This is a genomic window from Dokdonia pacifica, from assembly GCF_900188275.1.
Lineage (GTDB): Bacteria > Bacteroidota > Bacteroidia > Flavobacteriales > Flavobacteriaceae > Dokdonia > Dokdonia pacifica.
This window is the reverse complement of the sequence record NZ_FZNY01000003.1, coordinates 284,949-311,193: the sequence shown is the minus strand read 5'-3', so window position 1 is coordinate 311,193 and position 26,245 is coordinate 284,949. Positions and strand designations below refer to the sequence as shown.

General features: G+C 34.3%; 27 protein-coding genes. 23 read left to right on the top strand and 4 right to left on the bottom strand.

Annotated features, from left to right (window positions below; all coding sequences use genetic code 11):
• Positions 1-3 precede the first annotated feature (3 nt).
• From CHB80_RS11470 to recN, 4 genes are all read right to left on the bottom strand, one after another.
• Positions 4-1,005 carry a glycosyltransferase gene (locus CHB80_RS11470; protein WP_089371816.1) on the bottom strand — a complete coding sequence of 334 codons (1,002 nt, stop codon included), beginning with the start codon at positions 1,003-1,005 and terminating at the stop codon, positions 4-6.
• A 296-nt stretch (positions 1,006-1,301) separates the two neighbouring features.
• A complete protein-coding gene (locus tag CHB80_RS11465) occupies positions 1,302-2,123 on the bottom strand; it encodes an enoyl-ACP reductase FabI (protein WP_089371608.1) in 822 nt (273 codons plus the stop codon).
• 87 nt (positions 2,124-2,210) lie between these two features.
• Positions 2,211-2,597 carry a hypothetical protein gene (locus tag CHB80_RS11460; RefSeq protein ID WP_089371607.1) on the bottom strand — a complete coding sequence of 129 codons (387 nt, stop codon included), beginning with the start codon at positions 2,595-2,597 and terminating at the stop codon, positions 2,211-2,213.
• 416 nt (positions 2,598-3,013) lie between these two features.
• A complete protein-coding gene (gene recN, locus CHB80_RS11455; protein WP_089371606.1) occupies positions 3,014-4,666 on the bottom strand; it encodes a DNA repair protein RecN in 1,653 nt (550 codons plus the stop codon).
• 207 nt (positions 4,667-4,873) lie between these two features.
• On the opposite strand from recN, the gene CHB80_RS11450 reads away from it, so the two are divergent.
• The 23 genes from CHB80_RS11450 (at position 4,874) to CHB80_RS11340 (ending at position 26,149) form a co-directional block, all read left to right on the top strand.
• Positions 4,874-6,106: a B12-binding domain-containing radical SAM protein gene (locus tag CHB80_RS11450; RefSeq protein WP_143337113.1), complete on the top strand. Its 1,233-nt coding sequence runs from the start codon at positions 4,874-4,876 to the stop codon at positions 6,104-6,106.
• 164 nt (positions 6,107-6,270) lie between these two features.
• Complete coding sequence (locus CHB80_RS11445) at positions 6,271-6,789, top strand: hypothetical protein (protein ID WP_089371604.1); 519 nt, start codon at positions 6,271-6,273, stop codon at positions 6,787-6,789.
• A gap of 149 nt (positions 6,790-6,938) precedes the next feature.
• The gene (locus CHB80_RS11440) at positions 6,939-7,280 is read left to right on the top strand and encodes a hypothetical protein (RefSeq protein WP_089371603.1); all 342 of its coding nucleotides are present in this window, start codon (positions 6,939-6,941) and stop codon (positions 7,278-7,280) included.
• A complete protein-coding gene (locus tag CHB80_RS11435) occupies positions 7,268-7,771 on the top strand; it encodes a hypothetical protein (RefSeq protein ID WP_089371602.1) in 504 nt (167 codons plus the stop codon). The genes CHB80_RS11440 and CHB80_RS11435 overlap by 13 nt, the downstream gene beginning before the upstream one ends.
• 316 nt (positions 7,772-8,087) lie before the next feature.
• On the top strand, positions 8,088-9,053 hold the full coding sequence (locus CHB80_RS11430; protein WP_089371601.1) for an acyl-CoA thioester hydrolase/BAAT C-terminal domain-containing protein: 966 nt from the start codon (positions 8,088-8,090) through the stop codon (positions 9,051-9,053).
• A gap of 50 nt (positions 9,054-9,103) precedes the next feature.
• Entirely contained in the window at positions 9,104-9,520 is a 417-nt protein-coding gene (locus tag CHB80_RS11425) for a hypothetical protein (RefSeq protein WP_089371600.1), read from the top strand.
• Positions 9,521-9,548: 28 nt separating this feature from the next.
• Complete coding sequence (locus CHB80_RS11420) at positions 9,549-10,427, top strand: AraC family transcriptional regulator (RefSeq protein WP_089371599.1); 879 nt, start codon at positions 9,549-9,551, stop codon at positions 10,425-10,427.
• Between the two features lie 96 nt (positions 10,428-10,523).
• Positions 10,524-11,396 (top strand): nuclear transport factor 2 family protein, encoded by an 873-nt coding sequence (locus tag CHB80_RS11415; RefSeq protein ID WP_229746840.1) that lies wholly within the window; start codon positions 10,524-10,526, stop codon positions 11,394-11,396.
• 71 nt (positions 11,397-11,467) lie between these two features.
• The gene (locus tag CHB80_RS11410) at positions 11,468-11,767 is read left to right on the top strand and encodes an antibiotic biosynthesis monooxygenase (protein ID WP_143337112.1); all 300 of its coding nucleotides are present in this window, start codon (positions 11,468-11,470) and stop codon (positions 11,765-11,767) included.
• Between the two features lie 348 nt (positions 11,768-12,115).
• A complete protein-coding gene (locus CHB80_RS11405) occupies positions 12,116-12,418 on the top strand; it encodes a hypothetical protein (protein ID WP_089371597.1) in 303 nt (100 codons plus the stop codon).
• A gap of 27 nt (positions 12,419-12,445) precedes the next feature.
• On the top strand, positions 12,446-13,303 hold the full coding sequence (locus CHB80_RS11400; RefSeq protein ID WP_089371596.1) for a hypothetical protein: 858 nt from the start codon (positions 12,446-12,448) through the stop codon (positions 13,301-13,303).
• Between the two features lie 73 nt (positions 13,304-13,376).
• Positions 13,377-13,742, top strand: a complete 366-nt coding sequence (locus tag CHB80_RS11395) for a VOC family protein (protein ID WP_089371595.1) — start codon at positions 13,377-13,379, stop codon at positions 13,740-13,742.
• 124 nt (positions 13,743-13,866) lie between these two features.
• On the top strand, positions 13,867-14,550 hold the full coding sequence (locus CHB80_RS11390) for a TetR/AcrR family transcriptional regulator (protein ID WP_089371594.1): 684 nt from the start codon (positions 13,867-13,869) through the stop codon (positions 14,548-14,550).
• A gap of 98 nt (positions 14,551-14,648) precedes the next feature.
• A complete protein-coding gene (locus tag CHB80_RS11385) occupies positions 14,649-15,974 on the top strand; it encodes an ABC1 kinase family protein (RefSeq protein WP_089371593.1) in 1,326 nt (441 codons plus the stop codon).
• Positions 15,975-16,238: 264 nt separating this feature from the next.
• Positions 16,239-17,246, top strand: coding sequence for a 3-oxoacyl-ACP synthase III family protein (locus CHB80_RS11380; protein ID WP_089371592.1), 1,008 nt, complete (start codon positions 16,239-16,241; stop codon positions 17,244-17,246).
• Positions 17,247-17,754: 508 nt separating this feature from the next.
• Entirely contained in the window at positions 17,755-19,443 is a 1,689-nt protein-coding gene (locus tag CHB80_RS11375) for a hypothetical protein (protein ID WP_089371591.1), read from the top strand.
• Between the two features lie 221 nt (positions 19,444-19,664).
• Positions 19,665-20,801 (top strand): alpha/beta hydrolase-fold protein, encoded by a 1,137-nt coding sequence (locus tag CHB80_RS11370; RefSeq protein ID WP_179218137.1) that lies wholly within the window; start codon positions 19,665-19,667, stop codon positions 20,799-20,801.
• A gap of 39 nt (positions 20,802-20,840) precedes the next feature.
• Positions 20,841-21,554, top strand: coding sequence for a helix-turn-helix domain-containing protein (locus tag CHB80_RS11365; RefSeq protein ID WP_089371589.1), 714 nt, complete (start codon positions 20,841-20,843; stop codon positions 21,552-21,554).
• A gap of 42 nt (positions 21,555-21,596) precedes the next feature.
• On the top strand, positions 21,597-22,064 hold the full coding sequence (locus CHB80_RS11360) for a GNAT family N-acetyltransferase (protein ID WP_089371588.1): 468 nt from the start codon (positions 21,597-21,599) through the stop codon (positions 22,062-22,064).
• Positions 22,065-22,103: 39 nt separating this feature from the next.
• Positions 22,104-22,883 (top strand): LytTR family DNA-binding domain-containing protein, encoded by a 780-nt coding sequence (locus CHB80_RS11355; protein WP_089371587.1) that lies wholly within the window; start codon positions 22,104-22,106, stop codon positions 22,881-22,883.
• 73 nt (positions 22,884-22,956) lie between these two features.
• Positions 22,957-23,589 carry a dioxygenase family protein gene (locus tag CHB80_RS11350; protein ID WP_089371586.1) on the top strand — a complete coding sequence of 211 codons (633 nt, stop codon included), beginning with the start codon at positions 22,957-22,959 and terminating at the stop codon, positions 23,587-23,589.
• Positions 23,582-24,214 carry a YceI family protein gene (locus CHB80_RS11345; protein ID WP_089371585.1) on the top strand — a complete coding sequence of 211 codons (633 nt, stop codon included), beginning with the start codon at positions 23,582-23,584 and terminating at the stop codon, positions 24,212-24,214. The genes CHB80_RS11350 and CHB80_RS11345 overlap by 8 nt, the downstream gene beginning before the upstream one ends.
• A gap of 225 nt (positions 24,215-24,439) precedes the next feature.
• Complete coding sequence (locus tag CHB80_RS11340; RefSeq protein WP_089371584.1) at positions 24,440-26,149, top strand: S41 family peptidase; 1,710 nt, start codon at positions 24,440-24,442, stop codon at positions 26,147-26,149.
• Positions 26,150-26,245 lie beyond the last annotated feature (96 nt).

Sequence of the window (26,245 nt, the reverse complement as noted above, 5' to 3'; positions counted from 1 at the left end):
AAATTACTTAAAAAATAAATGAGGGAATTTTTGTTGTGGTTCCTTCCCTAGCCATTGTACGGCAATCGTAGATTTTAAAAACCCCGTTCCATATCCATAAAACTGCACTATTGTAGCTGCTATAGCCATGATTCCAATAGGAATGCTTTTAGTAACTACCATGGCATGCACACCTATAAGAACGAAATATCCTATCACAACGTATATAAAAAATAACCACCCAAAAATAGCCATCAACATACTAAAGAGGATGCCTGCTAGAAAAACAGTAGGAAACCAATACGTAACTTTTGCCGAACTAGGATGCCAATTATTTAAGATAGGACGCACCATCCCAAACTTATGTACTTGTTTATAAAACTTAGACCAAGAAATACGACGTTTATGATATACATAAGCATCAGCTAGAAGTCGTGTTTTAAATCCCTTATCCCATAATCGTAATACGAGATCAGGGTCTTCTCCTGGATGAATTTTCCCAAAACCTTCACTAGCTTCAAACGCTTTTTTAGATAACCCCATATTAAAACTACGAGGCTGAAAGGTATTGACTTGTTTTTTCCCTCCTCGAATTCCACCTGTCGTTAAAAAGGAAGTCATACTATAATTGATAGCCTTTTGCAATGCAGAAAATGAAGGATGTGCCGCATCTGGACCTCCAAAACAATCTACATAATCCATTCGTAATGCTTCATCCATTACACGAACATAATGTGGTGGTAATATGCAATCTGAATCAAGGATGATAAAATAATTTCCTGCCGCACGAGCCATTCCATAATTTCTAGAAGGACCAGGACCTGAGTTTGATTTAGGAAGGTAGGTGATATTCAAGGTATCTGTATATGCTGCAATCACCGAATCACTAGGTAATGATGACCCATCTTCTATAATGACAATCTCATAAGGTAAAGTGGTATCCTGACTTACAAAGCTATCAAGTAACTCCTTAATTTCGTCAGGGCGATTGTATACAGGAATAATAAATGAATAGGATAATTGCATGGCGCAAATATAGAACAATCCCCCTAACCCTAAAGGGAGAATAGAGAGGATTCTTATCCATTATCTAGACAGATTCAATAAACATTTTGTATAAACAAAAAAAGCGTAGCATTCTATTTTAGAACACTACGCCATATATATTATAGTAGATGTATACGCTTTAACGCTTCGCTCTCCCTCCGGTCGTGAACCTGCCTGCCGGCAGGCAGGTCTCGCAAGCTCGATTTACCATTTCATTCTCCTTACAGTCGTGAATCTCACAAGTTCGATTTCGCGAAAGCGTAATTACCTTTCTATTATTCTTGATCTTTCACAAAAGCATCCATTACTTCTCTACTTACTCCGGTATTACTAAAACCGCCATCATTATAGAGATTCTGCATGGTTACACGTTTTGTAAGATCTGAAAACAACGTCACCGTATAGTCTGCACAATCTTGTGCTGTTGCATTTCCTAACGGACTCATTTTTTCTGCAAAAGCAATAAATCCGTCAAATCCTTTTACACCTTGTCCAGCCGTGGTAGGTGTAGGTGATTGAGAGATCGTATTTACACGTACGTTTTTCTCTTTTCCAAAATGGTATCCAAAACTACGCGCAATCGATTCTAGAAAAGCTTTATTATCTGCCATATCATTATAATCAGGAAATACACGCTGTGCAGCCATGTAGGTTAAACCTACAATACTTCCCCACTCATTCATGGCATCTTTCTTATATAATGTTTGCATGGTTTTATGAAAAGAAACAGCACTTACATCCCATCCTTTTTCTGTCCAAGCATAATTTTGATCTGTGTACGCGCGTCCTTTACGTACATTTACAGACATTCCGATAGAGTGTAATACAAAATCAAGCTTACCGCCTAAGATTTCTTGTGCTTTTTCTACTAAGTTTTCAAGGTCTTCTATAGAAGTAGCATCGGCAGGAACAATTTCAGAACCAGTTTGTTCTGCAAGTGTATTTAAAGCTCCCATTCTCATTGCGATAGGCGCATTGGTCAATACAAATTCCCCACCTTCTTCGTGTACACGTTCTGCAGTTTTCCATGCGATAGAATTTGCATCTAATGCTCCAAAAATGATTCCTTTTTTTCCTTTTAGTAAGTTATACCCCATTGTAATATTCGGTTAAAAGTTGATTTTCGTTTTGAAAGACAAATATCGGCGTTTATTTTTTAATATGTATGCACTCCTTTTCGTTTTTCATTCCTCTATTTTTTCTAATTGAGATATTTCAAAGACACAACCTTCTATTAACCTTCTATCTATTTCTCTAGATGACAAATAATCAACCTTAAACTCTAAAAATAACTTTCCGTCCAAAATATGATATGTCCCATTACCATATAAATCTCCTATATACCCCACAACACCACATGTTCTAGATGTTTTCTCTTTTTTTCGTTGCTCATTTATCATATAAGGAGAATAACCACTATAAACGATGTAATCAAATTGAAAATCATCTTTAATAGTAATATATTTTAATTTATCTGTGGTTATATAGACTCCGCTTTCTATTTTTTCTTGTGCATATGTGATACAATAAAGTAATAGAAAACTAACAAGGATAGGATATTTTAATAGCATGTTCTTAGTTTTACACGAAACTAAGCTTGACTTTTTATAAATTAAAATAGAAATGAGTTAACTATCAACTTTACAAGGAGAAATGATCTTATTAATTAGTTAATACGATTTATAAAAAACAGAAACCTGCGGTTTAAGGGGCCACAGGTTTCTTCGTTAACTTGAGTATAGTACTATTATTTCGATATGAAAAGACATCCCCATCTTATCATATCGGGAATGAGCCAACCAAAAAAACAAAATCCCCATTCTGACAGGTATTTGCTCAACCCACAAATCATGAATAACACAAATATACATGGGTAAATGTATAAGCAATACCCCATATATACCTAACCGAAAGAACAGGTGATTTTACGGATTGATTTGTGTTGTTTGTCGATGAATTGGTAAATTTTGCTCTGTTAAGTACGTATTTAGTTTAGTAAATTACGTGCATGTTCTAATGCTGCTGTCGTTTGATTATTGCCTCCAAGCATGGCTGCAATTTCTACAATACGATCATCAGGAGAGAGGTGTACAATTTGTGTCTTTGTTTTCTCAGCTTGATCTGTTTTAAAGACTTTAAAATGAGACGTACCTTGTCCAGCTATCTGTGGTAAATGTGTGATACTTATAAGTTGCATCGTATGTCCCATATCCTTTAAGATAGTTCCCATTTTGACAGCCACTTCTCCACTCACACCTGTATCAATTTCATCAAAAATAAGCGTAGGTAGTTTTTTATGTCTACTCAACACTGCTTTTATCGCAAGCATCACTCTGGATAATTCTCCTCCAGAAGCGCCTTTTCCTAAAGGTTTTACGTCCATTCCTTTGTTTGCTGAAAATAGAAAAGCTAAGGCATCTTGTCCGTTAGTCATTAAGTCTTGCAAACGAGTCACTTCTATATGCAATTGTGCATTAGGCATTCCAAGTTCTACCAATATCTTTTCGATAGAAGCTTTTAGTTTTGGAATGGCTTTAGAACGTTTTTCATGTAATTGGGCCGCAATTTTTTGAGCTTCCGCTTTCGCGAAAGCGATCTCTTTCTCAATTGCTGCGATCTGATCATCTACGTTTTGTACTTCGAATAGCTCGGCATCCAGACGCTCACGAACTTCAATAAGCTGTGTCACTGAATCTACTTGATGTTTTTTCATCAGATTATACAGTAACTGGATTCTAGTATTCGTTTTTTCTAATGTTAGTGGATCTGCATCTACGCCACTTGCCAAATCTGCGAGTTCTTGAGATAGATCATCTACTTCAATAAATACACTGTGTAATCTATTATATAAGGTTTCATACTCCTCTCCAAAACCACTAATACGAGATAATGCCGATCTTGCTTCAGACAATTGATCTAATATTCCCACATCATCTTGTCCTAACTTCTGTTGTGCTGTGGCAAGGTTTTCTTGAATTTCCTCAGCATGACTTAAGGTTTTAAGTGCTGTTTCCAGTTGTTCGAACTCCCCTTCTATAAGTTTGGCTTCATCCAACTCATTAAATAAAAAGGATTGGTAATCAAACTCCAACTGTGCACGTTGCTTCTTCTCTTGAACTTGCTGTAATTGTGCTAGTTTATTCTTCCAAACTGTATATTGATCTTGGTACTTTTTACGAAGTATGAGCGTATTTGCAAAGGTATCCAGTACTTCAAACTGATACTCATTATTAGTAACATCTAGCGTTTTATGCTGACTATGTATATCCACCAATCGTTCTCCCAAGGCACCTAACTGTGCTAATGTCACGGGAGTATCATTAATAAAGGCACGACTCTTTCCAGAAGGTAAAATCTCCCTACGAATGATGGTCGCTTCTTCATAATCGAGATCATTCTTCTTAAAAAAGGATTGTAATTGGTAACCAGCAACTTCAAAGATCCCTTCGATGATACATTTGGACGTCATATCCCCCATACTCGAACTATCAGCACGTTTGCCTGTAATCAATCCTAGTGCTCCTAACAATATTGATTTTCCAGCTCCCGTCTCTCCTGTTATGACGGTAAACCCATCTTGCATAGCCAATTGCGCTTCTTCAATAAGCGCATAGTTTTTTATGGATAGGGATGTAAGCACGTATTACGAATTTGAATTGATGGTGTAAAGATAGTGGAGTTTCTCCATATTTCAAATGGAAATTACGATATAATTTGGAATTTTTCCAATTTTATGGAATGGCTTATTGTTTTTGTTGGGATTTATTTGAGCGGATTACGGGAAACCGTAAGGGGGAATGGGATATTAAAATTATAATTAGAGAGACCTCAAATATCATTATTGAAATTGAAAAGACTACTTATTATATCATTTGACCTTATAAGAGAAGGCGAAAGTGAAAAATCATTGGCGATAAGTTCTTTAGTTGGTTTTTTAAAAGCTGATGACAGATATGGAAAAGATTTCGTCGTAAATCACATATCTATAAATATGTACACTATCAAAAATAGTTTTAATTTACATAAGCATCTTAAAAACATAGATTACAATATATATGATTATATAGCATTATCTGCTTATATATGGAACGAGTATTTAATAAATCCATTAATGGCTTCCATTAAAACTACTTTTGGTTTTTCTGGTGATTTTATACTTGGCGGCTATCAAATATCTTATTCTCAAAATCCACAGAAAGAATATCCTTTGTGTACCTATTTTATAAGTGGTTATGCAGAACAAAGTCTCCTTGATATTATTAGTAATAACACAACGAACTTCTATTTAGATTCAAAAATAGATTTCAAAAATATTCCTTCTCCTTACTTAACAGGAGAATTACAGATTGTTAAAAACCAAGAAATGGTTCGTTTAGAAACTAAACGAGGTTGTCCATATAGGTGTACATTTTGCGCACATAGAGACCTTAATACAAATCGTGTGCATAAAGGATCATTAGATAAAGTTTTTCAAGAGCTAGAATTCTTTAAAAAAAAAGAAGTAAAAAAAATAAATATCATTGATCCAATTTTTAATGCTGGTACTGATTATTTATTAGTAATGGAGAAATTAATAGACATACGCTTTTCAGGATTAGTGAGTGTTCAAGCTAGGTTTGAAACGATAAAAGGAGATAGAGGACGTAAATTTCTTGATTTATGTTCAAAACTAAATATGAATTTAGAATTTGGTCTACAGACTGCATCAGAACAAGAAAGTAATCTTATAAACCGAAAGAATAATCCTGAAGTTATTAAACAAGTTATGTCTAAACTTAAACAACGTAATATTCCTTTTGAAATAAGTCTTATTTATGGGTTGCCATCACAAACACTAAAGTCCTTTAAAGAAAGTATTGATTTTGCGTATACAAATGGCTGTAAAAAAGTTACTGCATTTCCATTAATGTTACTTAAAGGAACAGAACTGTATGATCAAAAAAGCACTTTCTTATTTAAAGAAAAAATAATAGGAGATTTTAATATTCCTATAGTGGTTGAAAGTGATAGTTTTTCAGAATCAGAATGGAAACAGATGGAACATATAGCAAATCAATTAGCAGAAAATGTAAGAGTATAATCTTATGATAAATTGTTTTAGACTATTATAATAAAACGTTTATAAACGTTTTTAACGGATATAAACGAACTGGCACTTATTTAAAAGACTATAACTATATGATTGATGGGTTTTTATGGTATTTTAGGGGTAATGATATAAATAAGTTGTAGCTAATTAAAGAAATGTACGAATACAATTATATATATGGAGTAATATTAATTGATAGAGAATATGAAAATGTCAATAAAGCAATTGACGAAATGTCAAACTCTGAACAATATAACTACATACATTCTTCAATGTTTTCAAAAGGGAATAATGAATATCCATACTTTTATGAATCATATATAATATCATTTTCTAGAACGTTTAAATATTTAGGATATGATTTGGAAGATTTCAATGAACTGATTTGGAATATCGAAACCCTCTTAAATAGAATAAGTTTTGAGAGTGCTATGTTACATATTGGAGGTATGTATAGCGAGCAGGATTTATTTTGGATTAAAAAAAATAATAACAACAATTCAAAACAATTGATAAAGTCCGAAATAAAGTTTTATGAAACCGAGAATTGGTACTTCGGATTTGGGAAAATAAATCTATCTACAGGAATGATTGACAATACTGTTGTTAAGGAAAAAAATGAATATTTTGAAACAGAGTATCCTAATTTTAAATACCCAATAGAAAAAAACTAGCTACAACATTGTGTATAATTCATTGCTAGTAAAGGCTTACTTACGAAAATTCCGCTGGAATTTTCTATCCGTGATTTGTTTGCTAACTTTAGTGCTTAAACACGCAACGAAATCATACACAAAACCAAACCACTATAACTAATTTGATCATGAACAGTGAGCTAACAAGAAACACATTAGATTGGTGGGAAAAAAAGCGGATTTGGTATAATCTAATTGTACTGATTTTTGGTGTATGGCAAATTATTAATGAACGACCTGATACTTTCAACCATGAAGATATTCTTGGAGTTGTACTATATGGTTTGGGAGCAAATATTCTCTATTCCATTGGAATACTAATTGAACTGCTAGATGAATATTATTTTAAAACGCTTTTCAAGTTCAAAAGGTTTAGATGGTTCTTTCTAGTAATTGGAACATTATTTTCAATTTTTTATACTACTTGGTTGATCATACTATATTATAACGGACCCGTATGGACATGGTAATTAAAAAGGAAATAAAAGACGACAATGAGTTTTACCTTTATATCAATGGAAAATTGATTTACAAAAGGTGGCTGAATTTAGGCTATGGGAAAGTTTTTGACACACACACTTTCGGAAAATATACTGATTATAGCATTACAGATTTTGACCTTGATGAAACACCAGAACTAATTCACGTTAAAGCAAATTTAAGATTATTGACCACTGAACAAGGAGGAAGAAAAAATGGATTCAAAAGTGGATTAAGACCAAATCACGTTTTTGAATACAAAACAAATGGGCAATTTAAATATACCTATATAGGAGATATTCAATTTGAAGAAGGTGCATTGATATTACCGGGAGAAACTAAAGAAGTTTTAGTTCGGTTTTTATCAAAACAACCGATTGATGAATATATGAATATCGGAAGAAAATGGTGGATTCATGAAGGAGCAAAAAAAATTGGAGAAGCAGAAATAATAGGAATTGAATTTCCTAAAACTGAATAAAAACCTGCCTACAACCTCCGCTCTCGCGAGTTTTGCAATTGGTGGCATTCCTAAATAATCCTCTCTAAATACTTAGCTTCTTTATACCCTTTAACACTTCGCTCTCCCTACGGTCATGAACTTGCCTGCCGGCAGGCAGGTCTCACAAGCTCGATTTATCATTTCATTCTCTCAACGGTCGTGAATCTCACAAGTTCGATTTATCATTTCATTCTTCCTACGGTCGTGAATCTCGCAAGCTCGATTTCGCGAAAGCGAAATAAAATCAATAAAACATAAATCATCCCGAGACGTTATGCTATAAACAACCATTACCATGCGAAGTTTAGGAAAGTATCTTCTCATTATTATAGGTATTGTAATTACATCTTGTTCGGATACTCCTGACGGTATGACTGTTGAAAAAATACCATCAAAGGATATTGTTGCCAAGCTTTTATCACGACCAGAAAATTTACAAGCGCCTTTAGTGATTGTCGTACCGGGTTCTGGAGGGAGTTTTATTCCAAATAAGGTTTTATTTGGGTTGACAAAAAGTGGTTATGATGTACTATCTATTGCCTATTTTGGAGAACGTAATCTTCCCAAAAAGATGGAGAAAATACCTTTAGAGTATTTGGAAAAGGTCGTCTTATGGTCTAAAAACAAATTTCCAAAACGTAAGATTATTCTTTTAGGTATTTCCAAAGGGGCTGAATACAGTCTGGCATTTGCTTCGTATTTTGATCTAGTTGATGGAGTGATCGCCTATACGCCTAGTGCATTTGTATTACCCAATCATATTGATGTCAAAGAAAATGAGCCTCTGGTATCTTCCTGGACCTTACAAGGAAAAGAAGTGCCTTTTGCGCCAATAGATCGGTTTACCGATCAAGCAGGGAAAATAGTTTACAAAAAATATATTGATCCTATTTTTGAGAATCCAGCAGTGATGGAACAATCTCGTATCAAAGTAGAAAACATACATTGTAATGTGCTTTTATTAACTGGAGAAGACGATTGGGTATGGCCAGCTTCTCAAATGGCGGATTATATGAAAACTACTTTTGAAAAAGAAAATAACCCCTACACGATGGATCATATTTCTTATAAAGATTGCGGGCATCAATTTCTTTGGTTTGATGATGCCATTCCTACTGAAAGAGCCGAATATCAATCCACCAATCTAACAGGAATTAAAAAACATAAATTCCTATATGGTGGTACACAAGAAGGAACTTTAAAAGCAATGGTTGCATCACGAAAAGCTGTAGTAGCATTTTTAGCCGCTTACAATAATTAAATCTTTCCCTATCTTTAGTACACCAAACAACCAACCAAATAACATAGATTATGAATTCAGTTCTTAGAAATGTTCTTGCTGTCATCGCAGGATGGATAGTAGGAAGTATCGTTAATATGGGATTGATTACTCTGGGATACAGTGTCACACCAATACCAAATGTAGATCCCAATGATATGGCTGCAATGGCCGAAGTAATGCCTACCCTAGCTCCTAAATTTTTTATATTTCCATTTTTAGGTCATGCACTAGGAACCTTAGTAGGTGCATTAGTAGCTGGAGCGATTTCAAAAACACGCAAAATGTTAAGTGCTCTTATTGTGGGAGTGCTTTTCTTTATAGGCGGAATTGTTGTTAATATTATGCTACAAGGACCCGCATGGTTTACCATTGTTGATATTTTACTAGCGTATATCCCGATGGCATATATAGGCGGCCGATTAGCACGTCGCATCACTCGTAACTAATATCGCAACTAGTATTTCAATCCTTTCTATGTCTCATGATATACCTCAAATAGCATTTAAAACAAATCATGACGGACTTCAAGAAATAGAGATTATTACCATAGAAAGCTTGATGGAACGGAAAGAGACCTTAGATCACTTTCCTGAAAAAGCACATCAAGTTCGTTTCTATTTATTAATACATTACACTGAAGGAGCAACAGAACATCTAATCGATTTTGTTTGGCATCCTGTTCGAAAAAACACCTTAGTATACCTTACCAAGGGACAAATTAATGCGTTTAGATTTACACCAGAAACAAAGGGATATATCATTCTTTTTACAGAAAATTATTTTAAAAGTCAGTTAAATACACTGCCTAGAAATACCGTGATTCGTTTATTTACATCACATCTCTTCTCCCCTATTATTCAAATTCCTGAAAGCTCTCAAGTACCTGAATATTTCCAGTTGTTTTATAAAGAGTTTTATAAAGAACAACAGGCATTTAATAAAGGAAACATTATAGATGCATTATATACGATTATATTTTCAAAACTAGAACAACTCAAACAATCACAAACCTTTCATATACAAGAGTCCGATAAGCTTGCCACTTTCCTCAAGTTTACATCCATAGTAGCGCTCAACTATGGAAAGAGCAGAAATGCCGATTTCTATGCATCCCATATGAATATAAGCTACAAACATTTGAATACTATCTGTAAAGAGATTGTGCATAAAACAGCAAAACAATTTATAGATGAGTTTATCATTCTAGAAGCCAAAAGACAGCTTATAAATTCCTCTATTAAAAGTACGCAACTTGCCTATGCACTAGGGTTTGAAGAACCCACTAATTTTGTGAAGTACTTCAAAAAGCACACAAGATTAACCCCAAATGCATTTAAAAATCTTCACATATAAGCTTACAGGTTCGATATTAACCATTTTTTGAAATACTTACACCTACTATTCTCATAAGGGGCGCGCTACATTTGTGTCATCATTTAAATCATCACAATGAAATATAGCGCACTTGCTTGTATAGTATGTATCACAATACTATCCTGCAAAACAGACACAAAAAAAGAAGAAATCACACAACTTGAAAAACCAACAATTATGGAACCCACAAACAAAGAAAAAGCCGTTGCCTTATTAGTAAGCTTAGAGACAGGAGATCAAACCCCTGTTGGATATATTAACCCTACAAATTACGTACAACACAACTTAGGTGTAGCTGATGGTTTGGAAGGATTTGGAGCCGTTTTACAAAACGCGCCAGAAGGAGGGTTTAAAGCCAATGTCGTAAGAGCGTATCAAGATGGTGATTATGTATTTGCTCATACCATTTATGATTTCTTCGGACCAAAAATAGGATTTGATATTTTTAGATTTGAAGATGGAAAAATTGTAGAACATTGGGATAACTTAATAGACATCAAAGCAGCTAATCCTAGTGGACATACACAAACAGACGGCCCTACAATTGCTACTGATCTAGACAAAACTTTAGCAAATAAGGAATTGGTAAGTGATTTTGTTACGACCATTCTAGTAAAAGGAGAAATGGATAAAATAGGAAATTACTTCACAGGAGATACCTATACCCAACATAATCCAGATATCGCCGATGGGATCTCAGGATTAGGACAAGCCTTAGAAGCAATGGCTAAACAAGGCATTACGATGGTATATACTAAAACACATAAAGTACTAGGAGAAGGTAATTTTGTATTAGCGGTGAGTGAAGGAACATTTGCAGGAGCACCAACATCCTTTTATGATCTATTCAGAGTAGAAGATGGAAAAATCGTAGAGCATTGGGATGTGATGGAAACCATAGCACCAGAAGCTGAACGTCAAAATACTAATGGAAAATTCAATTTCTAAATCCAATGAAAAAAATTGTTCTAGCATGCATATGCATCATCATGTTGGGTTGCCAACAAAAAGAAAGTACTATGGAATCGTATGTTATTGAGATTACCACATTTGCTTATAAAGCAGCTGTAAATATGGAGGAGTTCTGGAAAGAAGATGCAAATATCCAATCCAAATTTACTAGTAAACAACCTGGATTTATAAGCCGCGAAAGCGCCTATTCAAAGGAAAATAATGAGGTACTGGTAATGGTCAAATGGAAAAATCAAGCAAGTGCAGATGCTTCCATGCAAAAATTTATGACAGACACATCCGTAACTACCTATGTACATATGATAGAAGCTCCTACTATGAAAATGACCCGGTATCAAGTAAAATAAATAACATTTTCTAGATATAATATCATAGCGATTTGAATGCATTCAAATCGCTATTTTTTATTCTATAATTAATTCCTATTGCATATAATGATACTGTATACGCTTTCGCGAAATCGAACTTGTGAGATTCACGACCGGAGGGAGAATGAAATGATAAATCGAGCTTGCGAGATTCATGACCGAAGAGAGAATGAAATGATAAATCGAGCTTGCGAGACTTGCCTGCCGGCAGGCGGGTTCACGACCCAAAAGGAAAGCAAAGCGTTAAAGCATATAGAATCAAACTGTAACAAATAACTATTCCCAAAGACTATTAGGGTGTAGTATTATAATTATGGCTACATTTCTATGAGTAAAAGTATAAAAGAGCAAAAAAAAGAGATTATTGCTAGAGACATTGAACGATTACAAAAGCAAAATCGTTCATTCAAAAAGCTAGCACCTTACTCTATAACATTTCTGATCATCTTATCTTTTATAATTCCTATTCTCCCAAGAAGAAAAGGAAGTCTAATTTTTGAAAACCTAGATTATATAGAAGCCTCTTTAGTTAATCTAGCAGTGCTCTTCGTATTTTTTGTTATAAGTGTATTTTTAGTCATACGATTGAATACTAAAAAAATAGATCGTCTTAAGAAAACAGTTTTATAGATATTTGTACTAAAATATAGAAAACAAATGTCCTCTATAAAAAAACCAAAAAAGCTATTTCCTAAACATACTACTGTTGAAGAACATCCTACCACCGTTTGTTATAAACTACCTGCTGTTGTTTTTAAATATCCTTTTTTTAATGAAGGTATTCAAGCATACCGAATGAAAGGACACGCAATTACAAATGAAACATTAGATGCTATAGACATAATTCCGAATAGACAAATTGAGTTAAAGGGCTTTATTTTTCATACATCACATTGTGGTTCTACATTACTAGTTAGAATGTTGCAAACAACTTCTCATATTAGAGTTATATCTGAAACAGAAGCCATTAATGGTTTATTACTTTCTTACGTATTACATAATCTCCCAAAAGAAACTGTTCAAAAACAATTAAAAAAAATTATTGAAAGTTATTGTCAACCTTTAGGTGATGAGAAGCATGTGATTTTTAAACTTACTTCATGGAATGTATTTATGATAGATGTATTTCTAGAACTTTATCCTACTACAAAATGGATGTATCTCGATAGAAAAACAGATGAAGTTGTCGCTTCTCTTAAAAAGTCTGATGGCGGTTTTGCTCAGTGGTGGCAACAACCTACAGATATTCTTAAAAGGTATTTTACAGGAGAAGGGTATCATTACACCACAAAGGAAGCATACCTAATTCATATGGTAAAGTTACATCGTAAACAAGCACAGCTTCATACAAATAGTCACACACTACATACAAACTATCATACATTATTAGATGATTTTATAAAAATCATTGCGCATTTTGAACTAAACCTTTCAGATCAAGAAATTGAAAATGCAAAAAAAACAACTGCATTTTACTCAAAGTCAATGAGTAAAACCCCATATAGTATATCCTAGCAAATCCGTCCATATAAAAAGTAAAATAATAAAAGCTATCTTTAAGTCTACAATAGCTAAATATCACATCTCTATGGAATACGCAGTCAAATCAATCAGAGCCTTTATTGGTGCCAAAGATTACGAACTTTCAAGAAACTTTTACCTTGATTTAGGTTTTGAAGAAGTAAAAATAGGCCCTAAAATGTCTTATTTCAAATTGGGTGATTTCGGTTTTTATTTACAAGATGCATATGTGAAAGATTGGGTAAATAACTCGATGCTGTTTCTAGAAGTAAAAGATCTAGAAACACATTTACTTCGTATTAAATCACTAGAACTTGACAAAACCTATAAAAGAGTTAGAATCTCTCATATTCATTACAACGATTGGGGAAACGAGTTTTTTCTGTACGATCCTTCAGGAATTTTATGGCATATCGGTGAGTTTACTTCCTAATCTTTTTAATGTAGGATTGTGGTACTTCTTTCAAATATTTTGAAACAACTTTAACAATATATTTTGTTTAACGATTTATAAAATAATGTAAACATTCATTATCTTTACTGTATAATCATCTCACATGGCTACAGCAAAGAAAACTACCAAAAAAAAGATAACTGCTACAGATATCATTTCTAAATACATGGACCATGTTTTAGAACATGGCAAAACCCCAGTAACTATCTATAAATTTTGTAAAGACATCAAATGTACCGAAACAGAATTTTATGAGCATTTTGGTTCTTTTGAAGGATTGAAACAACATATCTGGATCGCTCTTTATGAAAGCACCGTTGCAACTTTACACAAGGATAAAGATTTTGAAAACTATCCTAATAAAGACAAGATGCTTTCATTTTTCTATACCATGTTTGGTAATCTTACTGCCAATAGAAGTTATGTCCTTTTTGTTTTGAAAGAGCACGCGATGCCTCTTAAAAATTTAGAACAGCTTAAAGAACTTCGTATAAAAATACGTCACTTTGCAACATCGCTCATTGAAGAAGGTAATGAAAGCAAAGCCTATAAAATCACAAAAAATCCTGTGCAATTATTTAGTGAAGGAGCTTGGATTCAGTTCTTATTCCTTTTAAAATATTGGATGAGTGATAATTCTGCCGGATTTGAAAAAACAGATGTTGCTATCGAAAAATCTGTCAAAGCCATTTTTGATGTGTTTGAAACAACACCCCTAGAAAGCATTATTGATTTTGGAAAATTTATAGTGAAGGAGAATTTCGCTTTCGCGAAATCGAACTCGTAAGATTCACAACCAAAGGGAGAGTGAAGCGTTAAAATAAAGATTCCCGCCTTTGAGGGAATAAGAATGAATAGAGACCTCCTAAGGAGGCACCGAAGCCTATGAAAACAATAGATCACATACCTACTAATAAACTACAACGTGCATCCAAGCTAGTAAAAACAGGTGCTAAAGTTGGTGTGAATTATGTGAAATATTATGGTGAGAAGGTGGTCAATCCTTCTTTATCAAAAGAAAAATTAAACGAGAGTAATGCCGAAGATATTTACGACGGCTTAAAAAGTTTAAAAGGAAGCGCTCTTAAAGTAGCTCAAATGTTAAGTATGGAAAAAAACATCATGCCAAAAGCATATGTAGAGAAGTTTTCGCTTTCTCAATTTTCTGTACCACCACTTTCTGCTCCTTTAGTACGCAAAACTTTTAAAAAATATTTGGGGAAATACCCAGAAGATTTATTTGATACATTTGAGGCTCAAAGTGTTAATGCTGCTAGTATAGGCCAAGTTCATAAGGCTATACTAGATGGGAAAAAACTTGCTGTGAAAATCCAATATCCTGGAGTCGCAGATAGTATCAGTAGTGATCTAGCTCTAGTGAAACCGATCGCTTCTAGAATGTTTAATCTACAAGGAAAAGGAAAAGAAAAGTACTTTAAAGAGGTGGAAGATAAACTACTAGAAGAAACCGATTACACACTAGAGCTAGCACAAAGTATGCAGATGGTAGAAGATTGTGCATCTATACCCAACTTACAGTTTCCTAAGTATTATGAAGAACTGTCAAGTGAGCGTATTCTTACTATGGATTGGATGGATGGCCAACACTTGAGTGAGTTTGTTGCAACCAACAACAATCAGGAAGCTTCCGACCAATTAAGTCAAGCCTTATGGGATTTTTATATGTTCCAAATGCACCGTCTTAGAAGAGTCCATGCAGATCCGCATCCCGGTAATTTCTTAGTCAATGATAAAAATCAATTGATCGCCATAGACTTTGGATGTATCAAGCATGTTCCGGAAGACTTCTATATCCCCTACTTTGAATTGGCTGAAAAAGAAAATATCAATAACCCTGAGATTTTTAAGCAAAAATTATTTGAATTAGAAATCTTAAGAGAAGATGATACACCAGATCAAGTCAAATTCTTCTCAGAGCTGTTTCATGAAATGCTAAGTCTTTTTACAGAGCCTTTTCATCAAGAAACATTTGATTTTAAAGACACTACTTTCTTTGATAAGATAGCAGCGTTAAGTGAAAAATATAGTAAAGACACTGAAATCCGAAAAATGAATGGAAATAGAGGTAGTAAACATTTCCTCTATATAAACAGAACATTTTTTGGTCTCTATAATTTAATGCACGACTTAGGTGGACGTATCAAAGTGAATAACTTTGAGCAATATGCCTATAAAAAACGGGTAGCATAAAAAGTTAATATTTGATCAGCTAAGCTTTTCAATTATTTGGTTAGGTTGTTTTAAAAAGAGCGCTTTCAGTCGGGCGCTCTTTTTTGTATCCAACCATACTTTTTAATATTATTATGCACGCATACTAAACGATGCATGCTTTCTTCTTAAACGACATTCAAAAACATATATTTGTGTTACGTCTTTTTTCACTTTCGTGAAAACGTATAAAGCAATTACTTATATGTCACCACCTGATTGTGTGACCTTTAAATAAAAATCTATATGTATAATTCTAGAATCGCCGGATTGGGCGCATATGTTCCTGAAAATGTTGTTACTAATGATGATCTATCAAAACTGATGGATACAAATGATGCTTGGATACAAGAGCGAACTGGAATAAAAGAGCGTCGTCATATCAAAAAAGGAGATGGGAATTCTACAGCAAAAATGGGGGTGAAAGCTGCCACTATCGCTATAGAACGAGCAGGGTTGACAAACAAGGATATTGATATGATTGTCTTTGCCACCTTAAGCCCTGATTATTACTTCCCAGGTTGTGGTGTGCAAGTACAACATCTTATGGGTATGGAGACCATTCCTGCATTAGATGTACGTAACCAATGTAGTGGTTTTGTATATGCCCTTGCTACAGCAGATCAGTTTGTAAAAACGGGAATGTATAAAAACGTATTGGTTATTGGTGCAGAGAATCATAGTGGGGGTCTGGATTTTACAACCCGCGGTAGATCAGTTTCTGTTATTTTTGGAGATGGTGCTGGTGCTGCGGTATTAACCCGTGAAGAAGATACGTCTAAAGGAATTCTTTCTTCTCACTTACATAGTCAAGGAGAACACGCATTGGAGCTTTCACTTAAAGGTCCAAGTACTGAGCAATGGGTGCCAGAAATTATAGCAACAAATCCTACTGAAGATATTCCATATTATCCATATATGAATGGACAATTTGTATTCAAAAATGCAGTAGTTCGTTTTTCTGAAGTAATCAAAGAAGGACTTGCTAAAAACAACTTAACTGCAGAAAATATAGATATGTTGATTCCTCATCAGGCCAATCTTCGTATTGCACAATTTGTACAGAAGAAATTTGGTCTTACAGACGATCAGGTATTTAATAATATCCAAAAATATGGTAATACGACCGCTGCTTCAATTCCCATTGCATTAACAGAAGCATGGGAAAAAGGAAAGGTAAAAGAGGGAGATACCGTTGTTCTTGCTGCATTTGGTAGTGGCTTTACATGGGCAAGCTCTATTATTAAGTGGTGATTTCGATACACTTCGTTTACAACGAAGCACTCAATCACCTAGTCATATCTATATAGTGTATAATGTTAATGTGAGTGGGTAGTTGTTATTGTTTTTTTGTAAAATGCGAAGCACAAAAAAATAATAACTTTCCGTTTCCGAATGAATGTATTAAGTGGTAAGCCACCTAACCACTGGAGGGCGAACTAAAAAATAATTCCTTCTCCCTCTGGGAGAAGGCCAGGATGAGGGAAGGTGAATGTGTCGAAGAATGAGACACAGACGGAAGGGAGAGAATGTCTCTAATCTCCAAAGAGGAAACTCATATAACTATTGATACGTTATACGCTTTCGCGAAAGCGAACCAAGACCTAAAAAAATCACAATTCAAGACTAAAAAAGTAATCCCTTTTCTTCTAAGAGAAGACTAGAATCTGGGAATCAAAAGGTTTCCGTATTTTTATGAAGTCTGGCGATATTTTTAAGATGTTGCATTTAGCTGGACAAAAAATACCATAACCATACTCAGATGAAAACAACCACCATCATTCTTTCTTTTTTAGTCATATTTCTTTTAAGCTGTCAAACAGAGACCAAAGAAAAATCGGTAGAAACAACCAAAGAAACCGTAACTAGTATTCAGGATTATACCTCTAAAGATTATTCTACTTTAGTAACCTTATTTAAAGAATGGAGAACCTTTGAAAACCCACCCCTACTCGATGGCGCTCCTGATTATACAGCAGAAACTTTTGAAAAACGTGTGCCAAAATTCAAAGAATTACAGTCAGGTTTACAATCTATTGACACTACAAACTGGTCTATAGAACATCAAGTAGATTGGATGATTGTTTGGGCAGAAATGAATGGCTATGATTTTAACCATCGAATTTTACAACCTTGGGCGCGTGATCCTGCTTTTTATAAATCAGTTTGGTCTAGCAGAAGTGATGTCCCTGCTCATGAAGGCCCTACCCATCACGGCACTACCGAACTATGGACCTATACATTTCCATTATCGACAAAAGAAAGAGATAGACTCTTAAACGATCTAAAAATAATTACACCTCTCAATAAGCAAGCAAAGAAAAATTTAACCGGAAATGCCAGAGATTTATGGATCACTGGAATTCGGGATATTCAATACCAAAGCGTCGTACTTACCAATCTAAAAAAGCAAGCGACTATTAAAGAGGATACTGCCTTAGTGTCGATGATTGATGAAGCGATAGCCTCAACCAATGATCTGGTATCTTGGTTACAGAATCAATCTAAATCAAAAACAGGTCCCTCAGGAATTGGCAAAGACAATTATACTTGGTATTTACAAAATGTACACCTAGTTCCCTTAACTTGGGATGACGAAGTAATGATTCTAAAACGAGAACTCGCCCGTGCTTGGACTTCGTTAAAATTGGAAGAGCACAGAAATAGAAAACTTCCAAAATTAATGGATGCCAACTCTCCTGAAGCCTACAATAAAATGGCAGATGAAGCTGCCAATAGTTTAATTACTTTTCTAGATCAGGAAGAAATTGTAACTGTAAAACCTTATTTCGACCCTGCCTTACGTGAGCATTTAGGAGCATTTATACCCAAAGAGAAACGAAATTTTTTCACCATAGGAGAACATTACGATCCCAGACCGCTATACTCCCATTTTTACCATTGGTTTGAACTAGCCCGTATGGATAATGAACCGCATAAAAGTGAGATACGAAAAGGCCCCTTATTGTATAATATTTTCGATTCAAGAAATGAAGGAACTGCCACAGCTGTTGAAGAACTATTCATGCAAGCGGGTTTATATGATGATAGTCCAAGAACCAAAGAGATTGTATATATCATGATTGCGCAACGTGCTGCAAGAGGTTTAGGATCTTTATATGCACATGCCAATGAAATGACCATGGAAGAAGCTGGCGGGATTCACAGCGAATACACCCCTCGTGGTTGGATGAAGACTGAAAAAGAACTCCTTATTTTTGAGCAACACTTGTATTTACGTCAACCCGGATATGGGACAAGTTATATCACAGGTAAATATTTATTAGAAAATGCATTTGCTGATTATGCTAGAATCCAAGAATCACAAAACAAACCCTTTATTCTAAAAGACTTTTTTGATTCCCTAAACAGTATCGGAAATATCCCTGTGTCATTAACTCATTGGCAAATGACAGGCTCAAAGAATCACTTAGAAATAATTACGGATTGATGTCAATATTCCGCTTTCGCGAAAAAAGAAAACTCCATGCAAACTTGAAGTAAGGTAAATACATCGAAAAATTTAGGTACTCATACTCAAGTCGTGTTTTAACCTCTATTTAACAACCCTGATGTATCAAAAACAATATATTTAAGTGCCAATCAACAACGTATATGATGCGCTTAAAAACGAAACTCTTCCTATTCATTTTTTTCTGTATTACCATTAGTGTGAAAACACAAAATACACCTTCAGAAAATAGCTTAGGACTTACGCGTACAATACCTTCTACATTCTTAGAAGAGCATCGAGAAATAAAGGTATATACTCCAGATTCGTATTCTGAATCAGATAAAAAATATCCTGTTCTTTTTATACTTGATGGGCAACGCTTATTTCCTTATGGCGTTAGCTTACTAAAGTCTTTTACACAATTCAAACAAACCCCAGAGTTTATCGTAGTAGGAATCACTAATACGTATCCTCATCGTTTTGGTCACTTTAGCGATTCAGAAAAAAAATTCTCATCATTTATAAAAGAAGAAGTGTTACCATTTATAGATACCAACTACCGCACTTCATCAGAGCGCTTACTTTTTGGTTGGGAATATGGAGGTAGTTTTGTGATTCAAACCTTATTAGATACCCCAGAACTATTTAATGGGTATATGGCGGCAAGTCCATTTCCTATCGCACAGAAAATAGATGCTGTAGCTACTTTTCTTCAGAAACATCCAACTATTGATAGATCCTTATATTTTTCTGTAAGTCCGCATGAAGGCAGTGTCAATATGGGTACCGAAAAGTTAGATAGTTTGCTTCAAGTAAAAGCGCCAAAATCTATGCATTGGACGTATAAAAAGCTAGCAGATGCAGAGCATCGTTCTACTCCATATATGACCTTATACAAAGGGATTACCCAATTTTATCATTATTATCCAGAGTTACAGTTTAATACCCTAGAGGAATATACAAAAGCGGGAGGTTTAGAATATGTATATGACTATTATAAACAACGATCAGAACAATTTGGTTTCCAAAATGAAGTGTCTGAGTGGACAAAATTCACCTTAATACGTAGTGGAATTCGCGAAGAGAATTATACGCAGTTTGACTATTTTATGACTACATTTTCATCATCTTCTTTTATAGAAAATCTTAGAGGTTCGCGCCCCTATGAAATCACCGATTTTTATATAAAACACAGTAAATATGCAGAAGCCTTAGATATCTATAAAATACTCCTTCATAAACGTTCTGATTCGCAAGAATTACACAAAAAAATAGGAGATACATACACGGCTTTAGATATGAAGAAAGAGGCTGCTGCTTATTATAAAAAGGCACAAGAATTGTCTGAAAATTAGAAGTTTTTATTAGATAGTAGTACACACAAAAATCCACACATGACCATTCATTACTTTGATATCTACAAAGGCATCTATGATTTTGAGATGCATGATATACACACTACGAATCATGCACATCCTGTGGTGGAAGTTATCATAGCCATAAAAGGAACCTTTTCCCTAAAAGTAAATGAACTCGTCTCTGAAAACCTAGTATTCGCTATAGTAGATGCAAACGTAAAACATCAATTTTCTTCACAAGATTGTCTGGTAAAAACACTGATGATAGAAAGTCATAATAATATGCTCTCTGAATTTTTAATACAATCTGGCATTATACTTTCCAATGGATATTATACCTCAACGACATTTCCCGAAAAACAACAGTTCTACACCCATCTCAAGGAATTTGCTCTAAACAATGACCTTAAAACTCCGTTAGATACCCGTATCGCAAAATGTCTTGACATCATAACACATAAGAAGGTGACTTATGAAACACTCATCCCATCATTAAGAGACAGTGTATTCCTATCTGAAAGTAGACTTTCGCATCTTTTTAAAGAACATATTGGAGTCTCTATAAAAAAGTATCTAGTCTGGAATAATCTTAAAAAAGCTATTCAAAGTCATTTACAAAACAATAACACCCTTACAGAAGCATCATTAGAGCATGGTTTTTTTGATCAAGCACATTTAAGTAATGCTTTTAAAAATGTATTAGGTGTTCCACCTTCCAAGGCGTATAATAGCAGAACCGTACAATTTTAGGAGCTTTAGCTAGTGTATTTTTGACCTTTATATTTTAAAGCGATGCATACAGAAATAAGAACGATTAAAAAAGAAGATCTTCATGATCTAAAAGTCGTATTAGATTCTAGTGAATTATTTCCCTCCGAGTTACTAGAAGATATGATTTATGACTATTTTAACAACCCCTCCTCTACTGATATTTGGTTTACAACACTATATAATGACACACCTATTGCTATTGGCTATTGCGCGCCAGAAAGGCTTACAGAAGGCACGTATAATCTCTATGCCATAGCTGTGCATAAAGAACATCAAGGAAAAGGAATTGGTAAAAAAATGATGCGTTACATAGAAAACCTTTTACAAAATCAAGGACACCGTATTCTCATTGTAGAAACCTCTGGAAAACCCGATTTTAAACTAACAAGGTCTTTTTATGATCAATGTAATTACATACAACAAGCCATCATTCCTGAATTTTATGACAAAGATGATGATAAGGTGATATTCTGGAAGAAACTAAAATAAAAGTGTATCTTAAAGGTATCAATATTATCATATACGATCATGAGTACAATGACTATCCATAAGGATACAAACATCATAAAAAAAGGGCTATTAGCAAGTACTATCATCATACTTCTTGTGATTGTAAAAGACCTATCGCATTCCTATTTACGATCCTATTCTTTTTACCTCTCAGAATCATTACTATTTAGTATTTTCTGGGTGCTATTTGCTCCTACCCTTCTTCTTATTAGAAAAATGAAGCATGTAGTAACTGCCTACTATTTTCCGCCTATAATGACCCTATTGCATATCACGTTATTTTCAGCACTAGTTTTTTCAATATCTAATATGTTTTATGAATACCCATTTGAATTTTTCAAAACCTTTTTAAATACCATCACACGATATGGTATTGTCTGCCTACTTATATATAGTACACATCTATTCTTTCTTTCACAAAAAGAAACACCTCTAAAGACTACTACAAAAGAAACTGTTGCTGAAAAAATGATTGTAACCTATCGTAATACTTCTGTGATTATAGCGTATTCAGACATTGTATCTATAAGCTCAGAAAAACCATATATAGCTATTGTTACTAAAGAAAAAACATATTTACATACGAGTACATTAAAGCGTTTTTTAGAGGAAAAAACATCCACTAATTTTATACAAATACATAAAAGCACTATCGTTAATACGAATGCTATTGTCTCTTATACATCTCGAAAAAATGGCGATTATGATGTGCTTTTAAGTAATCAAAAAATGGTAAGAGCAAGCCGGAATTACAGTCAAAAATTCAAACCGTATTTTGATCACCTCACCTTGGGATAATCTTAACTCCTGTGAGCTTATTTTATTTCTACTATCTATTTTTCTAGCCTATGTTTAGAAAAAATAATGACGCATGTATTATTCTAAAAACGCATTATTCATCTGCGTAATCAGCTTATTTTTATGTAGTAGTTGCCAAGGTCAACAAACAAATACGGCCATTATAGGTGGGCCATGTCAAGGATGTGAAGCAATTTTTGACTATGGAACTAAAAACCTTACCGCTATAGATACGCTCCCTGATTTCGCGAAAGCGAAACCAACATTAAAACTCACAGGCAACGTATTACAAAAAGACGGTACAACGCCTGCAGCAAACATCATTTTATATATCTATCATACCGATAGAAAAGGATTATACACACCTAAAACCAATGCCAAAGGCTGGGCAAAAAAACATGGGTATTTACGTGGTTGGATTAAAACAAATGCTACAGGTTCTTATACGTTTTATACATTCAGACCTGCGGCATATCCCAATAGATCAGAACCTGAACATATACATATTACTGTAAAAGAACCTCTCAAAAATGAATATTACATAGATAGTGTTGTATTTGATGATGATCCATTATTAACTCCAAAAGAAAGGGAGTCATTAGAGAATCGTGGAGGTTCGGGAATTACACAACCTGTTATAGAAAATGGGATACTGACTGTAAAAAGAGATATCATTCTAGGAGCTAATATTCCAAATTATGAATAAGTATCGCGCCATTTTTATCGTATTCTTATGTTTTGCTTCCTGTACTTCCAAAAATCATTCGGTAGTTCAAAAAGCAATAATTACTGAAGCAAAGGTTTCTGATATCAAAACAAAAGGAGATACGATTCCTATATCTATAGAGACGTCAAGCATCCTTTGGGAAGGCACTAAATTGAGAGGTTCCAAAAAACATGAAGGGAAAGTAGATCTACAAAAAGGATATTTCATCACACATCAAAACAAGATAACAGGAGGACATTTTACAGTAGATATGTCTACCATTGCTGTTACTGATATTCCTGAGTATGAGCCAATCCCTAGAAGGAATCTAAATGAGCATTTAAAAGGTTCTGATTTTTTTGATGTTGATCGTTTTCCAAAGGCTACTTTTGAGATGATACAAGCTTCATATAAGACAGAGAAGATTGCAGAAATTACTGGTGATTTAACCATCAAAGGAAAAACACATACCATTGTATTTGAGGCTATTTTTACAAATACTCACTTCTCAACCACATTTACGATTGACCGATTTCAGTGGGGTATTGCTTATGAAGAAAATTTTATACAAAAAACAGTAATTGACAAAGATATCAAACTAACGATACGATGCGGTTTTAAATAACTCTTAGTACTACAATTAGAAATCTGACTGAGTATGCTTTACTATTTTATTCTCCCTCCAGTCGTGAACCTGCCTGCCGGCAGGCAGGTCTCGCAAGCTTGATTTCGCGAACCTGCCTTGCCGGCAGGCAGGAGCGTATCATCAAAAACTAGCATCCATAAAATAGAAATTAGTGTAACAAAGTATGTGATCATCCGTCAACAGATTGAACTCACATATCAATCAATGAAAAAAATCACACTCCTCCTTTTTGTCATAGGAATCCTATCATGCCAATCTCAAACAAATAGTAGACAACCAACAACAAATACCTTTGAAAATGGGTCTAATATCACTATTTCTAATCTCACGCCTGAGCGTATTGATAATCTAGAACTATTAGGTAAAATCTGGGGGTTTTTAAAATACCATCATCCCGCAGTTGCAAAAGGAACTTATCAATGGGATTACGAATTATTTGCATTTTTACCCAAATATCTAAAGGTTACAACTAATGATAGAGATCAATTACTCCTAGAATGGATAGATGGGTTAGGTGAAGTTCCAGCTTGTAAAAAATGTATCCCTACTGATCCTGATGCGCAACGTAAACCCAACTTAGATTGGACGACGCAACATCAATTAAGCATTTCCTTAAAAGACAGACTACAAAATATCTATACTAATAGACATCAAGGAAAACAACAGTACGTATCTATAAAACCTTATATTGGAAACGCTCAATTTGCTGAAGAACCGTATGCTGACGCAACTTATCCAGATACGGGTTATAGGTTATTAGCACTATATAGATATTGGAATATCATTCATTACTTCTTTCCATATAAGCATATCGCCGATAAAAATTGGGATACAACCCTAAAAGAATACATACCGCTATTTATCAATGCAAAAAACGAACTTGAATATGAATTCGCTACTATAAAAATAATTGGTGATGTTCAAGACACCCATGCTACACTATGGGAAGGTGATGATAAACTCAAAGAATGGAAAGGAACTAACCTCCCTTCTTTTCGAATGCAGTTTATTGAAAACCAACTTGTGGTGATAGATCATTATAATGAAGCGTTAAAACAAGAAAACAATATTGAAATAGGTGATATCATCACCTCTGTAGATGGACAACCTATTGATGATTTAATAAAGAAATTATCTCCCGTAATTCCTGTTTCTAATACTGCTTCGTTACACAGAAAACTATCAAGTATTCTTTTGCGCTCTAATAAAGATAGTATCAATGTAGGAGTCATTCGAAATGGTAAAAAGGCTTCATATCAAGTAGCTGTATATCCTAGAGAAAAATTAAACCTCCAACAATGGTTTGATAAAGATAAAGAACAACGCTTTTACTTTTTAGATCACAACATAGGTTATATGAGTGTAAAACATATCGAGAAAAGTGATATTGCTAGCATCAAAAAAGAATTCATAAATGCTAAAGGAATTATTATTGATCTACGTCATTATCCTAATACATATATCCCTTATTTATTGGGAAACTATTTTGTAGAGGAGGCAACACCTTTTGTAAAATTCACAATCCCTAATAAAGAAAATCCAGGGGAATTTAAATTTGGAGAACCACTTTCTATTCCGACATCAAAGCAACCGTATACAGGAAAAGTTGTTGTACTAGTAAATGAAAATTCTCAAAGTCAATCAGAATATACAACCATGGCATTTCAAGCGGGTGTACATACTACAGTAATAGGAAGCGCCACAGCTGGTGCCGATGGCGATGTTTCAAAAATTGATTTACCCGGCGGACTCGTCACTATGATTTCTGGTATTGGTGTATATTATCCTGATGGTACCGAAACACAACGCATAGGTATTGTTCCAGATATTGAGGTCACTCCTACCATAGAAGGTATTAAAAACGGGAAAGATGAAGTGCTTGAAGCTGCAAAAGCTTATATTTTAAAGTACTGAAAATAATCGAATGGCATTATTCTTTTTTACGCTTTCGCGAAAGCGTATAAAGACTTTTAATTTAAGTATCTTCATTCTCAGTAAGAAATAGTAATA

What these genes read in the sequence shown, in the direction of transcription:
- CHB80_RS11440 (WP_089371603.1), top strand. Translation starts at nt 6,939, where the DNA reads ATGAACAGTGAGCTAACAAGAAACACATTAGATTGGTGGGAAAAAAAG.
- CHB80_RS11380 (WP_089371592.1), top strand. Translation starts at nt 16,239, where the DNA reads ATGTATAATTCTAGAATCGCCGGATTGGGCGCATATGTTCCTGAAAAT.
- CHB80_RS11385 (WP_089371593.1), top strand. Translation starts at nt 14,649, where the DNA reads ATGAAAACAATAGATCACATACCTACTAATAAACTACAACGTGCATCC.
- CHB80_RS11365 (WP_089371589.1), top strand. Translation starts at nt 20,841, where the DNA reads ATGACCATTCATTACTTTGATATCTACAAAGGCATCTATGATTTTGAG.
- CHB80_RS11415 (WP_229746840.1), top strand. Translation starts at nt 10,524, where the DNA reads ATGAAATATAGCGCACTTGCTTGTATAGTATGTATCACAATACTATCC.
- CHB80_RS11425 (WP_089371600.1), top strand. Translation starts at nt 9,104, where the DNA reads ATGAATTCAGTTCTTAGAAATGTTCTTGCTGTCATCGCAGGATGGATA.
- CHB80_RS11395 (WP_089371595.1), top strand. Translation starts at nt 13,377, where the DNA reads ATGGAATACGCAGTCAAATCAATCAGAGCCTTTATTGGTGCCAAAGAT.
- CHB80_RS11420 (WP_089371599.1), top strand. Translation starts at nt 9,549, where the DNA reads ATGTCTCATGATATACCTCAAATAGCATTTAAAACAAATCATGACGGA.
- CHB80_RS11430 (WP_089371601.1), top strand. Translation starts at nt 8,088, where the DNA reads ATGCGAAGTTTAGGAAAGTATCTTCTCATTATTATAGGTATTGTAATT.
- CHB80_RS11435 (WP_089371602.1), top strand. Translation starts at nt 7,268, where the DNA reads ATGGACATGGTAATTAAAAAGGAAATAAAAGACGACAATGAGTTTTAC.
- CHB80_RS11340 (WP_089371584.1), top strand. Translation starts at nt 24,440, where the DNA reads ATGAAAAAAATCACACTCCTCCTTTTTGTCATAGGAATCCTATCATGC.
- CHB80_RS11465 (WP_089371608.1), bottom strand. Translation starts at nt 2,123, where the DNA reads ATGGGGTATAACTTACTAAAAGGAAAAAAAGGAATCATTTTTGGAGCA.
- CHB80_RS11375 (WP_089371591.1), top strand. Translation starts at nt 17,755, where the DNA reads ATGAAAACAACCACCATCATTCTTTCTTTTTTAGTCATATTTCTTTTA.
- CHB80_RS11445 (WP_089371604.1), top strand. Translation starts at nt 6,271, where the DNA reads ATGTACGAATACAATTATATATATGGAGTAATATTAATTGATAGAGAA.
- CHB80_RS11405 (WP_089371597.1), top strand. Translation starts at nt 12,116, where the DNA reads ATGAGTAAAAGTATAAAAGAGCAAAAAAAAGAGATTATTGCTAGAGAC.
- CHB80_RS11470 (WP_089371816.1), bottom strand. Translation starts at nt 1,005, where the DNA reads ATGCAATTATCCTATTCATTTATTATTCCTGTATACAATCGCCCTGAC.
- CHB80_RS11400 (WP_089371596.1), top strand. Translation starts at nt 12,446, where the DNA reads ATGTCCTCTATAAAAAAACCAAAAAAGCTATTTCCTAAACATACTACT.
- CHB80_RS11360 (WP_089371588.1), top strand. Translation starts at nt 21,597, where the DNA reads ATGCATACAGAAATAAGAACGATTAAAAAAGAAGATCTTCATGATCTA.
- CHB80_RS11355 (WP_089371587.1), top strand. Translation starts at nt 22,104, where the DNA reads ATGAGTACAATGACTATCCATAAGGATACAAACATCATAAAAAAAGGG.
- CHB80_RS11350 (WP_089371586.1), top strand. Translation starts at nt 22,957, where the DNA reads ATGTATTATTCTAAAAACGCATTATTCATCTGCGTAATCAGCTTATTT.
- CHB80_RS11460 (WP_089371607.1), bottom strand. Translation starts at nt 2,597, where the DNA reads ATGCTATTAAAATATCCTATCCTTGTTAGTTTTCTATTACTTTATTGT.
- CHB80_RS11390 (WP_089371594.1), top strand. Translation starts at nt 13,867, where the DNA reads ATGGCTACAGCAAAGAAAACTACCAAAAAAAAGATAACTGCTACAGAT.
- CHB80_RS11410 (WP_143337112.1), top strand. Translation starts at nt 11,468, where the DNA reads ATGGAATCGTATGTTATTGAGATTACCACATTTGCTTATAAAGCAGCT.
- CHB80_RS11345 (WP_089371585.1), top strand. Translation starts at nt 23,582, where the DNA reads ATGAATAAGTATCGCGCCATTTTTATCGTATTCTTATGTTTTGCTTCC.